Raw genomic sequence first — 14,272 nt, forward strand, 5'->3', positions numbered from 1 at the left:
GATTTCGTCCTTGCTTGCCTTGTGGTTGTGCATACCATTGCGTCTTAGGATCAAACCAGATTGAAATATTTCCTCGCTTGATTAAAGCTTGGTTATACGAGGACCAATTGGTTGTACGATAGATTTTAGGTGTAGGCTTCTTCATCTGGAAATTATATTACTGAAGAAGCCTTCAAGAATAGCTTTGTGCAACAAAGCCGATTCAGCTTAAGTTTACTGATTTATTAGAAAATTTATAAAATAGAAAAATGCTAGACTGAGTAGCACACTCGATAAGACTTTTTTTAAATAAAAAGCAATTACAATACAAAATATTGTCGCATATAAATATGGATTATCTAAAAGACCTCTTAGTTCATTTCCTTCAAAAAAAATTACTGGTATACAAATAGCAGTTAATAAGCAAGGCGCTGAATAGTTCAGCATTTTATTCATCAATACCGGTAATTTTACTTTTACATTGGGTTCCAAAAAATAATAACGATTAAAAAACACAATAGCCGCTAATCCTAAAATCATGAGCCATGACATCTTATTTTTCTCCTGTTCTATTTTCTGCAACAACCGCAATTAGCATTCCCAATAAACCGGAAATCAGAATGGCGCCTTCAACATGAAAAAATTTGAGAATAAAACCACTAAAACAAGTTGTTAAAACTCCGGCTATGACAGGTTTTTCCTTACACATAGGGATAATCATGGCCACAAAAATAGCAATAATCGAAAAATCTAAATGGTAGGACAATAAATCTGGAATCGCCGTAGCCAATAAAATTCCAACTAGACTAAAAATTACCCAGAATAAATAAAAACATATACCCGCCCCCAATAAATAATGAGGATGCCTTTTTTCGTTCGGAGCACTTAAGGCAAACAATTCATCTGTTAGTAAAAACCCTAAACTTAATCGTTTGGGCAAAGACAAAATAGAAATATCATTTCTTAAAGTTAATGCATAAATAAAATGTTGAGCAGTAAGAAAGAAAATCGTGATATAGATTGTTAATAATGAAGCACCCTCCATCATCATACTCAAACTGACCAATTGTGCAGCTCCAGCAAACACAATTCCTGACATTGCCAATGCTTTATAAAATGATAGACCTGCATGAATTGCCATTGAACCAGCCAAAATAGCCCACGGAATAACCGAAATAGACAATGGCAGTATATCCACCGCCCCTCGTAAAAAAAGATACGGAGGTCGGCTTTTAGAAAATCTAATAGATTGATTTAAAGGAGTATTCATCTCTAGACATCTATAATATTAAATATTTATAAATTTTCTTCTATGCAGGTTAACTTCTCTTGAACAAAATTGCGTTTAGAAATAAAAATAAATTTTAGAGATTAAGACTTGCTACATACTGGGTAGGTGTAACACCCATGGCCTTTTTAAAATGTCGGTTAAAATGACTTTGATCAGAAAATCCACATTGCTGTGCAACCATCACAGTTTGAACATTTTGCTTTAACAACTGTCTCGCTTTTTGCAAACGTGCCTGCACTAACCACGCATGAGGTGGCAAACCCACATGTTTTTTAAATTGTCTTAAAAAATGCCAAGCACTTAATCCCGCCATGTCAGCCAATTCCTGCAAAGAAAAATTCTTTTCAGGCATATCTGCCAACAAATTTTTAACTTTTAATATTTTCGAATAAGCTTCTGGTAATTCACAAAAAGTGTGCCGTGATTTACCGTGGCGCATCATTAAACATGCTAATGTGGATAGATACATGGTTTCTTTAAGCAAAAAATTGTCTTTTTGTTCTAATAAATCAAATAATAAACAAAGTTGTTGAGACAAACCCAAGTCCTGAATAACTGCTTGCGGAAACCAAGGTGCCCATGGCCTTGCTCAAAAAAATCTTGGCTTACTTCAGCAAGCATTTCGGGTGTAGGATAGATTGCACGGTAACGCCAGCCCGATTCAACAGCAGATGAGCCTGTGTGAATTTCATCTGCATTCACCAAAATAATGTCGCCTTTAGGAGCGACATGTAATTGACCCGTCCTAAAAAAAGACTGTGCACCTTCTTCAATAACACCAATACAATATCCCTCATGGGTATGCTTTGAAAATTGCGTTTGATGGTAATGTGCTTTTAATAATTCTAAACCGCCCAACTCTCGCAAATGCAAGTAGTCAGCCTGTTCCCGGTGCATATATACATCTCATCTATTTATCTAAAAAAAACATAGCATGTTTTAAAAAGATGCATAGAACAAAATTGCTGTTAGATAGAAATGTATACTCTATTTCTATTGGTAAATATGCCCGTTATGTTTCAACCAACCATTTTCATGGCGGTTTTGTGGGTCATGATGCGTCCAATGCAATACACCACCTTTTTCGTTATATTCATACTCACCGTTAAATTCGACAATATCCCCTTTATGTAAATCGTCAATTTTTGGTGCTAAATCAATATTATGTGCGACCAAAATTGAAAGACCATTTTTTAATACAAGAATAAATTTCTGATGTTTTGTCCCATCATTATCTTCTCTTAAAATTGCTTTTACTCGACCACTTCCCTGCACTTGAACATTACTTTGTCTGCGGTCATAGGCAGCTTTTATAGTATCTATCCCATCATTTGAAAACGTAGTTTCAGTATGCTGAGTGGCAGGACTTGATGATGGCGATTGATTTTTCTTATGCCCAGATAAATCCAGACCGAAATATGCAGCGATCAATAAAACAATAATGCCGCCAATACTCAAATTTTTTTTATTTGTCATCTTTATATTCCGATTTCAACAGGGATAAAAAAAGCCCCATAGGGGCTTTTTTTGAAGATACGAATTACTTCGCAGCAGCTTGAGCAGCAGCAACTTCTTCAGCAAAGCTAAGTTCAGCTTTTTTCTCGATACCTTCACCAACTTCGAAACGTACGAAGTTAGCAACAGTTGTACCAGTTGCTTTTAATACGTCAGCAACTTTTTTCTCGTTGTCGATAACGTACATTTGACGGTCAAGAGCAACTTCGTTTAAGTATTTCTCAACAGAACCAGTTACCATTTTCTCAACGATGTTCGCTGGCTTACCAGATTCTAACGCTTTCGCTTCAGCAATTTCTTTCTCTTTAGCGATAAGGTCAGCAGGAACAGCTTCAGCGCTTACTGCTACTGGGTTGAATGCAGCAACGTGCATTGCGATACCTTTACCAGTGTCAGCATCACCAGTGTAAGAAACTACAACACCGATTTTTAAACCGTGTTTATAGATAGCCAAGTTTTCGCCTTCAACGATTTTCGCGCGACGAACTTGGATGTTTTCACCGATTTTTTGAACAAGCGCAATACGAGCTTCTTCAACTGATTGGCCATCAGCCAATTTTAATTCAGCGATTTTAGCAGCATCAGTTTCGCCAGCAGCTAAAGCAGCAGCAGCAACTGCGTGTGCAAAATTAGAGAAGTTTTCGTCTTTAGCAACGAAGTCAGTTTGACAGTTTACTTCAACTAAGATCGCTTTATTACCGTCTTGAACGATAGTGATTGCACCGTCAGCAGCAATGTTGCCAGCTTTTTTAGCAGCTTTAGCTTGACCAGATTTACGAAGGTTATCAATAGCAAGTTCGATGTCACCGTTCGCTTCTGTTAATGCTTTTTTGCATTCCATCATTGCAAGACCAGTACGGTCACGTAATTCTTTTACCATGCTTGCAGTAATTGCAGTCATGTTGATCTCCTAAAATCGGTAGAAAATAAATCTGTTCAACAAAAACGGCCCAAAGAAACTCTGGGCCGTTTGCACTCTCGACGCTTAATTTGCCACCATTACATGTCGCAAAAATGACAAGCCTGCGTCAAAACGCATTAAGCCTCAGAAGCGTCTTTCGCAGCGTCATCGCCTTTTGCTTGAGCGTTCGCTTGAGATTGAGCGTATTCTTTACCAGCAAGAATTGCATCAGCCATAGCTGAAGCATATAAAGTTACTGCACGGATCGCATCGTCGTTACCAGGAATAACGTAATCAACGTTATCTGGGTTAGAGTTTGTATCAACGATACCGATAACAGGAATACCTAAGTTCTTAGCTTCTTTAATTGCAATCGCTTCGTGATCAACGTCGATTACAAATAATGCGTCAGGTAAACCACCCATGTTTTTAACGCCGCCTAAAGAGCGCTCAAGTTTTTCCATCTCACGAGTACGTTCTAAAGCTTCACGTTTAGTAAGCTTAGCAAAAGTACCGTCTTGAGATTGAGTTTGAAGATCTTTTAAACGGTTGATAGATTGGCGAAGTGTTTTCCAGTTCGTCAACATACCACCTAACCAACGGTGGTCTACATATGGTTGACCAGCGCGTTGAGCTTGTTCACGGATGATGTTAGAAGCAGCACGTTTTGTACCAACGAACAAAACTTTGTTCTTTTTGCTTGCTAATTGGTTAGCGAAGTTCAAAGCATCATTTAACGCAGGAACAGTGTGCTCAAGGTTGATGATGTGAATTTTGTTGCGCGCGCCAAAAATGTATTGACGCATTTTTGGGTTCCAGAAACGAGTTTGGTGACCAAAGTGCGCACCTGCTTGAAGAAGGTCGCGCATGCTTACGTTGTAATCTGCCATTTTCTTTACCTTAAAAGTTGGGTTAGGCCTCCATATATCCGCATTCTCCACCTTTTTACGGGCACCCAGAGTAATGTGACGATATATGTGCGGATTTTTTACTCCACCTATCAAAATTCTTCGTAAAAGATATTCACGAAAAGCATTTGATAAAATGGGCGGCTATTTATACCATAGACGCTTGTAAATTACCAAAAGTTTTTAGAGATCATGAACAGTACTTATACAGCTCCACGTCGATTAATCAAAACTCCAGATGAAATTGAAAAAATGCGCATTGCAGGACGACTGGCGGCTGAAGTTCTAGAGATGATCAAGCCGTATATTAAGGCCGGTGTAAGCACCCTCGAACTTGATACGATTTGCCGTAATCATATTGAAAATGTACAACACGCTATTCCAGCCTGCGTAGGTTACGGCGGTGCTCCAGGACGCCCTGCTTTTCAACACTCTATCTGTACTTCGGTTAACCATGTTGTATGTCATGGTATTCCTTCTGAAAATAAAATCTTGAAAAACGGCGATATTCTTAATATTGATGTAACCGTGATCAAAGACGGTTATCACGGCGACACTAACATGATGTATATCGTGGGTGGTGAGACTTCTATTTTGGCAAACCGTTTATGTAAAGTTGCTCAAGAAGCAATGTATCGTGGAATGGCAACAGTTAGAGATGGTTCATATTTAGGTGATATTGGCCATGCCATCCAAAAATATGTCGAGTCAGAACGTTTTAGCGTAGTACGTGAATATTGTGGTCACGGTATCGGTACTGTCTTCCATGATGAACCTCAAGTATTGCACTATGGACAACCTGGTACAGGCATGCGTTTAGAAGCAGGTATGACTTTTACCATTGAACCTATGGTCAATGCGGGTGTTTGGCAGACTAAATTGCTTGGTGATAAATGGACTGTTGTAACTAAAGACCATAAACTTTCTGCTCAATATGAACATACTATTTTAGTGACTCAAACAGGGATTGAAGTGTTAACAGCTCGTCCTGAAGAAGACCTCTCACGTTTCAATTAATAGTTTAATCAGATTTAATAAAAGGCTACTTTATGTAGCCTTTTATTTTTTATTTTGTACTTTTTATTAATAAATCTTTCTAAATATAAACAAATATTTCAAAAACATTACAATTATTAATTTTTATTACACAATCATTTTGATAAAACGCGCTATGGTGGGCTCAATAAAAATCAGTAAACAAATGTCCGGACATGGAGTCCTTTATGATGAAAAAGTCATTATTTTGTATGACAGCTGCCTTTTTTGCTCTGCCTACAGTCACTTTCGCTGCTTCACCATATTTTAGTTTTAAAGATGGTGATGGTTTCAAGCGTTTTTCGGTTTCTGCTGGCTGGTTACATGCCATGCCACAAGGAAGCGCAAATCCAGTTAATATTAATACTAGTGTTGCAGAAGGAACTACTTCTAAAGTAGGTTCCGTATCAAAACAATCTGTTTTAAATGCGGCTGACCGAAGTTCCAATCCCCTCTTATACGATGCAATCAAAATTTTACCCACAGATACACTGCCTTCAATACTCACCGGAACAGCCACTGTAAATGGATTATCAAATTGGCAAAGTCAAGGTACGGGTTTAGAAGCAAAAGATGTCGACACGTTAGGGATCATGGCGAATTATAATTTTACAGATAATCTATCTCTAGAAATTAAAGCAGGTGTCCCTCCTAAAGTTGATATTCAAGGTAAAGGTAATATTTATGCACCATTATCAGGTTCAGCAAATACCACTCTTGGCACGATAGGTTTAAAAGAAGATATTCATATCACCGATCTCACTCAAGGTGGTAAAGCTGCTACCGCACGTGCTTGGTTACCTGCTGTAGAACTACACTATCAATTTGGTAAATCTGGGGTAAATAAATTCCGTCCATATGTAGGTGCCGGGGTCATGTATGCCTATTTTAATGAATTAAAAATGAATTCAGGGATTGAGTCAGATTTAATTAAAGCAGGCCATATGATTCAAAATATTCATGATGGTCAAGCTGGAGCAGCTTTAGATGGCAAAACATCTTCAGCTAACCCTATTGTGAAGTTAGAGGCAACTGATACTTTCGCACCTATTGTTACTGTTGGTGCGACTTATGATTTCAATCCAAACTGGTTTGCTGTAGGTTCCGTTTCTTATTCGAAAATGAATAATGAAGCAAAAATTTATGTTACTGACCAAAACACTGGTAAAGAACTTATCAAAGCAAACACCAAAATTGATATCGATCCACTAATTACATATGTTGGTGTAGGTTATCGTTTCTAATTTTTAAAAGCGTACAAGCTATAAAAGCTTTACTAAAGGTTTTTATAGCTTTTTTATTAAACAAATTAAAGCTGCTTCTTTTTAAACCAATATGCTAAAAAAATGAGCATTTCTTATTAAAAGAATCTCTCATCATTTTCCTCTTTCTTCCTATTTTCTTAATTTTGTTTTAGTCATTAATTTTTTTAATTTCTAACTAATTTAATAAAATTAAAAACTAAAGTTTTCCTCTTAGTAAAAATTATTTTTTGGCACGTCCTTTGCTTTATTACAACATGATGAATCAATGGCGATTCAATGGATAAACCAAGACGGCCAATGACGTCCGCTCTGATCGGTATGCATATAGACAATTCAATTTGTCATGCAAATTAAAATTTCGTTCAGTTCAGGGGGACGACGTATGTCTTCAAATATCAATCTAGATGCAAAAAAAGCAACTGAGATTAAATTATTTAGTTTCTCAACTCCAGCCATGCGTGCGTTCCATATGTCTTGGCTCGCATTTTTTGTGTGTTTTTTCGCATGGTTTGCATGTGCTCCACTAATGCCTGTTATTAAAGGCGAATTTGGCTTAACAAAAGATCAAATTGCCAATATTAATATTGCCGCCGTTGCGATTACGATTTTAGTACGACTCGCTGTTGGGCCACTTTGTGATAAATATGGTCCACGAATTACCTATACAGCCCTACTCTTACTCGGCAGTATTCCAGTATTTGGTGTCGCTGCTGCTAACAGTTATGAATCTTTTCTATTCTTCCGCTTGCTGATTGGTGCAATTGGCGCAAGCTTTGTCATTACGCAATATCATACAAGTATTATGTTTGCGCCTAACGTTGTAGGCACAGCAAATGCAGCAGCGGCTGGTTGGGGCAATGCTGGTGGCGGTGCAACTCAAGCGTTAATGCCTTTATTACTCGGTGCAATTGTCATGTTTGGTGTCGAACAAACTATGGGTTGGCGCATTGCTCTCATCGTACCTGGTGTAATGATGGTGATTGTGGGAGTCCTTTACTGGAAACTAACTCAAGATTGCCCTCAAGGAAATTTTAAAGAGGTTCGCGCACAAGGTATTGAAGTTGGCAGTGGTAAAAAAGGCGGTATGGCAATTTTAATGCAAGCTGCTCGTAACTACCGCGTCTGGATTTTATTTCTGGCTTATGGCGCATGCTTTGGTATCGAAATTTTTATCCATAACGTGGCAGCGATGTACTATGTTGATCAGTTCAAAATGGATTTAAAAACTGCGGGCTTAACGGCCGGAATATTTGGCCTTCTCGCATTATTCGCACGGGCATTGGGAGGCATTATTTCAGATAAAGTCGCACTTAAAAAAGGACTAGACGGACGCACTAAGGTACTGGTACTCATGATTTTAGGCGAAGGTTTATTTTTGATTCTTTTCTCTCAAATGAACGGTGTCACTCTCGCTATTCTTTCAATGACTATCTTTGCACTATTTACTCACATGGCCTGCGGCGCAACGTATGCATTGGTACCATTTATTGATCGCAATGCATTAGGCGGTGTTGCTGGAATTATTGGTGCAGGTGGGAATGCTGGAGCAGTAGCAGCTGGTTTCTTGTTAAAAGGTGTACTTGATGTTCAAACTTGTCTCTTTATTTTAGGTGGACTGGTTATGGTTGCAGGTTGTAGCGTAATTTTGATTCGCTTCACAACCGAGCATAAAGAAAAGGAAAAAGTACTTTTTGAACAAGCTCTACTTGAACGTAATTCCGCAGCTTAATTTTCATAATAAGCAGAAATTAAAATGATTTCTGCTTATTTACTTTTTATAGCGTCACATACCTCTTTCAAGCTTTTTAATTCTTCTTAAATATTTTTATAGATATATCGATATTATTCGATATATCTTTTACAATGATTCATCACATTCTTATAACTTTACACTCACAATGACTAAAACAAGCAACCAGTTTTCTCAATCACTCATTTATATGCTCATTGGTAGTGCCATTATTTTGGCTCTTTCATTAGGTGTACGTCATGGTTTCGGACTTTATCTGGTCCCAATGAGCCATGATTTTGGTTGGGGTCAGCATGTTTTTAGTCTCGCAATTGCTATGCAAAACCTAATTTGGGGAGCTGTGCAGCCTTTTACCGGTGCAATCGCAGACAAATATGGCAGTAAAGTTGTGGTTGCTGTCGGCGGATTACTTTATGCCCTTGGTTTACTCTTAATGGCTTTTAGCTCAAGTGTACTCATTTTGAATTTGAGCCTAGGTCTTATTATTGGTTTAGCTTTATCAGCCACTTCATTCACAGTATTACTTAGCGCAGTAGGCCGAGCTGCTCCACCAGAAAAAAGAAGTATGGCAATGGGCATTGCCAGTGCAGCTGGTTCTTTTGGCCAATTTATTATGCTGCCTTCCACCCTTCTCTTACTTAAAACAGTGGGATGGTCGTCAGCTTTAATAGTAAGTGCGCTGTTAATCGCTCTTATCATTCCTCTAGCATGGATGTTAAAAGGGCCAAGCAACCAAGCCCCCAAAGCAATTGCTCAACCTCAGCTCACCTTTAAACAAGTACTGAATATTGCTAGAAAACATAAGCCGTTCTGGTGGTTAGCTTTAGGTTTTTTAGTGTGTGGATTCCAGGTTGTTTTCTTAGGTGTCCACCTACCAGGCTATTTAATCGATCACGGCTTTGATGCAGCCACAGGTACAGTATTTCTTGCTTTGGTCGGGTTGTTTAATATTGTGGGAACTTACGGTGCAGGTTGGTTGGGAGACCGTTTCTCGAAACCTAAATTATTAATGGCACTTTACGGAAGCCGTGGCATCGCAATCATTGCCTTTCTATTATTACCTTTAAGCACTTATACGGTCTATGCTTTTGGCATCATCATGGGACTTCTATGGCTCTCTACAGTTCCGCTTACAAACGGCATTGTGGCAAATATGTTTGGTGTTAAATATCTTTCAATGCTGAGCGGAATCGTGTTTTTCACCCATCAAGTTGGTTCTTTCTTTGGCGGTTGGCTTGGTGGTGTTAACCATGACTTAACAGGTAATTACAATGCGATTTGGCTCTGCTCTATTGCATTGAGTATATTAGGGGTAATCGTACATTTCTTTGTAAATGAGGAGGCTGTTATTCATGACGCATAATGCCTTACTTTTGAAAACAATTATGACTTTCTTCATTGCCGCTCTTCTGGTTCTTTCTATCGTATTATGGAAGCAGACACCTGATTTATTTGAATATTTTAATCAAGCATTTTGTCCACACTAAATAGATGAGACACGAAAATCACTCTGTAGATTGTCATAAAAATATAAAAATCGTATGGTCTAATGAAAATAAAAAAGCCCGCAAGTTTGCGGGCTTTTTTATGAAAAACTTATTTAAAATCAAAATAAACGATTCATACCATTAAGTGCAGCTACACGATATGCTTCAGCCATTGTTGGATAGTTAAACGTCGTTTCAACAAAATATTTCAAGGTATTATTTGGGCTGTGCATAACTGCCTGCCCAATGTGGATAATTTCGGCAGCATTATTACCAAAACAGTGAATACCTAAAACTTCTAAAGTGTCGCGGTGGAAAAGTATCTTCAACTCACCCACGGTATCACCCGTAATTTGTGCACGTGCTAAATGTCGGAAAGATGCCTGTCCCACTTCATATGGAATTTTCTCTTCCGTTAATTCCTGTTCATTCTTACCAATCGAAGAAATTTCAGGAATTGTATAGATACCTGTTGGAATATCACGCACTGGCTTCGCATCTTCACCACTCATGTTCGCACCAGCACAGCGTCCTTGGTCATAAGCAGCTGAAGCAAGTGAAGGCCAACCAATCACATCACCAGCAGCATAGATGTTTTCAACTTCAGTTTGATACTGATCATTTACAGAAAGTTGACCACGACTATTTGGTACTAATCCGACATTTTCAAGGCCCAAACCTTCTGTATTTCCTGAACGGCCATTACACCAAAGAATCGCATCAGCTTTAATCTTTTTACCACTTTGTAAGTGTAAAACAACGTGGTCATCAAACGTTTCAAGATGATCCATTTGCTCGTTGTGGCGAATTAACACTCCTTGCTCACGTAAGTGATAAGACAGAGCATCAGCAATTTCATCATCTAAATAACTTAATAGTTTTTGCTGAGTATTAATTAAATCAACTTTATGGTCTAAACCAATAAAGATTGAAGCATATTCACAGCCAATAACGCCTGCGCCGTAAATAATGATTTTTTGAATTGAATAATCAAGATCAAGAATTTTATCTGAATCAAATACGCGAGGATGGTCAAAGTCGAGACCTTGTGGATGATAAGGACGACTACCTGTCGCAATCACGATTTGCTTACAGATAATTGTTTCTTTAATACCTTCATGGCTAAAAACTAAAACTGTATTTTTATCTTGAATATATGCACGGCCATGGAATACACCGATTTTGTTACGATCATAAAAGCGTGTATGTGTATCAACTTGTTGTTGAATTACTTTGTGTGCATTACGCAAAACCTGCTTCATGGTGAACTGTTTCCATTCACCTACTTTTTGAAACATTGGATCACGTTGATAGCGGATAATACTAGATACTGTTTGACGCAATGCTTTACTTGGAATAGTCCCTACGTGAGCACAGTTACCACCAAGTTGATCACGCACATCTACAATTGCAACACGCTTACCCGCTTTTGCAAGCTTCATTGCCGCGCCTTCACCTGCAGGTCCAGAACCGAGAACTACCGTATCGTACTTAACGAAATTCCCACTAACGACCTCTTTTTTACGTGGCATTGAAAGCTCCTTCCTCTCTTGAATGACCATATTTTATAATAGATTATGACTAATATGCGGTGAATTTATGTATTTCTCAACCCTATATTTCTGAATAACCACATTTATTATATGAATAGTTATTTTCCGCTATTAACCAAAGAACTCCGCTATAATACAATGTCAATGTCTCTATAAACGAGTGGAAAAGTTAAATATGTCAGAACACCGTAAACCTGAACAGGGTGTAAAACTTCGTGGCGCTGAAAAAGTCGCAAGAATTCCTGTAAAAGTTGTACCTACGGTTGAAGTGCCGCGTAAACCTGACTGGATTCGTGTCAAGATGACGGCACCAGAAGAAGTTCAGCGTATTAAAACGACTTTACGTGCTCAAAAACTCCATACCGTTTGTGAAGAAGCAGCTTGTCCTAACTTACCAGAGTGTTTTGGTGGTGGTACAGCAACATTCATGATTATGGGCGATATTTGTACACGTCGTTGCCCGTTCTGTGATGTAGCACATGGTCGTCCAAATGCATTAGACCCTGATGAGCCTCGTCACATGGCAGAGACAATTGCCAATCTTAAGCTCAAATATGCAGTAATTACTTCGGTTGACCGTGATGACTTACTCGACGGCGGTGCACAACACTTTGTGGACTGTATTAAAGAAGCTCGTGCGCTTAGTCCAAATACATTACTCGAAATTTTAGTGCCAGACTTCCGTGGACGTATGGATATTGCTTTACGCATTATGACTGAATGTCCACCAGACGTATTTAACCACAACATTGAGACTGTACCTCGTCTGTATAAAGCCATGCGTCCAGGTTCAGATTACCAACATTCTTTAAACTTATTGAAAATGTTTAAAGAATACTGCCCTGACATTCCAACAAAATGTGGTTTGATGGTAGGTATTGGTGAAACTGAAGAAGAAGTGATTGCATTACTTGATGACTTACGTGCTCACGATGTCGACTATGTGACTATCGGTCAATATTTACAACCTTCTAAACAACACGCGCCAATTGACCGTTTTGTAACACCAGAAGAGTTTGAACGCTATGCAGAGCATGGCCGTAAACTTGGCTTTAGAAATATCTGGTCTGCACCAATGGTTCGTTCAAGTTATTTTGCTGACCGCCAATATCATGGTGAACCAGTACCAGAAGTTCGTCGTAAAGTAGATCCTGCTAAAAAAATCGCGGTTCAGGTCGTCGAAGCTTAATCTAGTAAATCTTTTTAAAAAGCCCTCTAATCTGAGGGCTTTTTATTTGTATAAGAAAATCAATAACATTTCTTGACAAATCGATCTCTGTACACGACAAATTTCATAGGATCCTTGTCCTATCAGGCTTTTTCTTTCTTAAAATTGCTAGCACTTTCTTAAATTCTTCTTTTTTTCCAAAACCAATCAAACGTAGAATAGCCATTTGAACATAGTCCAAACCGTAGCGAAATAAACTTACTGAAAGTCGTCCATGCTTCTTTATTTTTATCGCTTTTTTTCGATCATGTTGCCATTCACCTGTTAAATAGCACCAACAGAAACCGATAGCTAGCACTGCTATCAATTTCTTGACTCGTCTAGGGTCTGTTAAACGAGTATTTTCAAGATTGAATCCACGTCCTTTGAGACAACTAAATAAGGTTTCGATTTCCCAGCGTAATGCATAATCACGAATAGCAGAAGCATTAAACATAGGAGAAACAACAAGTAAAAGTTCTCCATCTTCTAATCGTAGCGCACTAATATACAGTTTTACTCGACCAACCCAAATACGTCGTTTACGACATTCAGTTTGACCAACTTGAAGATGACGAAATAAATCACTAATTTTATGATTCCTGGCTAAGTGATTGGTCACAATAAAGTTTTTTTAACACGTATACAGAAGTTAATGTCATTTTCAATTAACCATGTAAACCATTTCTCACCGATAAATTCTCTGTCTGCGAACACATTCACAATACGGTCTTTACCAAAAATAGAGATAAAGCGTTGAATCAAAGCAATACGCTCTTTTGTATCTGAATTTCCACGTTTATTGAGCAATGTCCAAACAATAGGTATCGCTATTCCACGATAGACGATGGCTAACATCAAGATATTGATATCTCGTTTTCCCCATTTCCAATTGGTTCTATCTAAAGTCAGTTGCACTTTGTCGAATGAAAATATATTGAAAATTAACTGAGAAATTTGACGATAATCAAAATACTGACCTGCAAAGAAGCGTTGTATACGTCGATAAAATGATTGTGGTAAGCACTTGATGGGTAAGGCTTTAGATGCAGAAGAAAGATTACATGTCTGTTTTACAATTAATGCAATCATAATCAGTGTAAAACATTTTACATGTGACTTGTTCCACTTTAGATATTTGTTTAAGATGAGATGTAACTCATTGAAATGTGTCATCATATTCGTCGTCAGAAAACAAGTATTATGCCATTATTTCAATGAGTTATCTTTTTTTGTCGTGTACAAAGCAAATCGATAAAACAAGCCATTACACATTCATTTAAAAATATCTTATATGTAAAAGCACGATATATCCCTGCTCTAGCATATACATCAATTGCGACATAAAAAATTAAATTTAAACAGCATTAAAAAATTAGCT

12 protein-coding genes and 2 pseudogenes are annotated in these 14,272 nt (G+C 38.0%); 5 read left to right on the top strand and 9 right to left on the bottom strand.

Annotation, left to right across the window (positions count from 1 at the left end):
* The 7 genes and pseudogenes from HMPREF0014_RS25500 to rpsB all read right to left on the bottom strand — a co-directional run.
* A pseudogene (locus HMPREF0014_RS25500) lies at positions 1-145 on the bottom strand (IS5/IS1182 family transposase); the annotation flags it as partial.
* A 68-nt stretch (positions 146-213) separates the two neighbouring features.
* Positions 214-531, bottom strand: coding sequence for an AzlD domain-containing protein (locus HMPREF0014_RS15505; RefSeq protein ID WP_004886172.1), 318 nt, complete (start codon positions 529-531; stop codon positions 214-216).
* Between the two features lies 1 nt (position 532).
* Positions 533-1,249 carry an AzlC family ABC transporter permease gene (locus HMPREF0014_RS15510; RefSeq protein ID WP_004886170.1) on the bottom strand — a complete coding sequence of 239 codons (717 nt, stop codon included), beginning with the start codon at positions 1,247-1,249 and terminating at the stop codon, positions 533-535.
* Between the two features lie 94 nt (positions 1,250-1,343).
* Positions 1,344-2,167: pseudogene (locus HMPREF0014_RS15515) on the bottom strand (AraC family transcriptional regulator).
* Positions 2,168-2,263: 96 nt separating this feature from the next.
* Entirely contained in the window at positions 2,264-2,746 is a 483-nt protein-coding gene (locus HMPREF0014_RS15520; RefSeq protein ID WP_004886166.1) for a DUF3465 domain-containing protein, read from the bottom strand.
* 64 nt (positions 2,747-2,810) lie between these two features.
* The gene (tsf, locus tag HMPREF0014_RS15525) at positions 2,811-3,686 is read right to left on the bottom strand and encodes a translation elongation factor Ts (protein WP_002052897.1); all 876 of its coding nucleotides are present in this window, start codon (positions 3,684-3,686) and stop codon (positions 2,811-2,813) included.
* A 137-nt stretch (positions 3,687-3,823) separates the two neighbouring features.
* On the bottom strand, positions 3,824-4,576 hold the full coding sequence (gene rpsB / locus HMPREF0014_RS15530) for a 30S ribosomal protein S2 (RefSeq protein ID WP_001982118.1): 753 nt from the start codon (positions 4,574-4,576) through the stop codon (positions 3,824-3,826).
* 210 nt (positions 4,577-4,786) lie between these two features.
* Here rpsB and map point away from each other — a divergent pair, with 210 nt between their 5' ends.
* The 4 genes from map (at position 4,787) to HMPREF0014_RS15550 (ending at position 10,007) form a co-directional block, all read left to right on the top strand.
* A complete protein-coding gene (map, locus tag HMPREF0014_RS15535; RefSeq protein WP_004707758.1) occupies positions 4,787-5,611 on the top strand; it encodes a type I methionyl aminopeptidase in 825 nt (274 codons plus the stop codon).
* A 206-nt stretch (positions 5,612-5,817) separates the two neighbouring features.
* Positions 5,818-6,873: an OmpW family outer membrane protein gene (locus HMPREF0014_RS15540; protein ID WP_004886163.1), complete on the top strand. Its 1,056-nt coding sequence runs from the start codon at positions 5,818-5,820 to the stop codon at positions 6,871-6,873.
* A 403-nt stretch (positions 6,874-7,276) separates the two neighbouring features.
* Positions 7,277-8,623 carry an MFS transporter gene (locus HMPREF0014_RS15545; protein ID WP_004707755.1) on the top strand — a complete coding sequence of 449 codons (1,347 nt, stop codon included), beginning with the start codon at positions 7,277-7,279 and terminating at the stop codon, positions 8,621-8,623.
* Between the two features lie 169 nt (positions 8,624-8,792).
* Positions 8,793-10,007 carry an MFS transporter gene (locus HMPREF0014_RS15550; protein WP_006581671.1) on the top strand — a complete coding sequence of 405 codons (1,215 nt, stop codon included), beginning with the start codon at positions 8,793-8,795 and terminating at the stop codon, positions 10,005-10,007.
* A 243-nt stretch (positions 10,008-10,250) separates the two neighbouring features.
* Here the strand turns inward: HMPREF0014_RS15550 and sthA are convergent, their stop codons facing one another.
* Positions 10,251-11,663, bottom strand: coding sequence for a Si-specific NAD(P)(+) transhydrogenase (gene sthA, locus HMPREF0014_RS15560; RefSeq protein ID WP_002052850.1), 1,413 nt, complete (start codon positions 11,661-11,663; stop codon positions 10,251-10,253).
* A gap of 196 nt (positions 11,664-11,859) precedes the next feature.
* Here sthA and lipA point away from each other — a divergent pair, with 196 nt between their 5' ends.
* Positions 11,860-12,873: a lipoyl synthase gene (lipA, locus tag HMPREF0014_RS15565; protein WP_001289255.1), complete on the top strand. Its 1,014-nt coding sequence runs from the start codon at positions 11,860-11,862 to the stop codon at positions 12,871-12,873.
* Between the two features lie 103 nt (positions 12,874-12,976).
* On the opposite strand, the gene HMPREF0014_RS25960 is transcribed toward lipA, so the two are convergent.
* Positions 12,977-14,067 (bottom strand): IS4-like element ISAba33 family transposase gene (locus HMPREF0014_RS25960; RefSeq protein ID WP_152024001.1). Its coding sequence is split into 2 segments (ribosomal slippage): positions 12,977-13,527 and positions 13,527-14,067, totalling 1,092 coding nucleotides; the frame shifts between segments, so codons are not numbered across the junction.
* Between the last annotated feature and the right edge of the window lie 205 nt (positions 14,068-14,272).

The sequence above is a fragment of the Acinetobacter sp. RUH 2624 genome (assembly GCF_000162375.2).
GTDB lineage: Bacteria > Pseudomonadota > Gammaproteobacteria > Pseudomonadales > Moraxellaceae > Acinetobacter > Acinetobacter nosocomialis.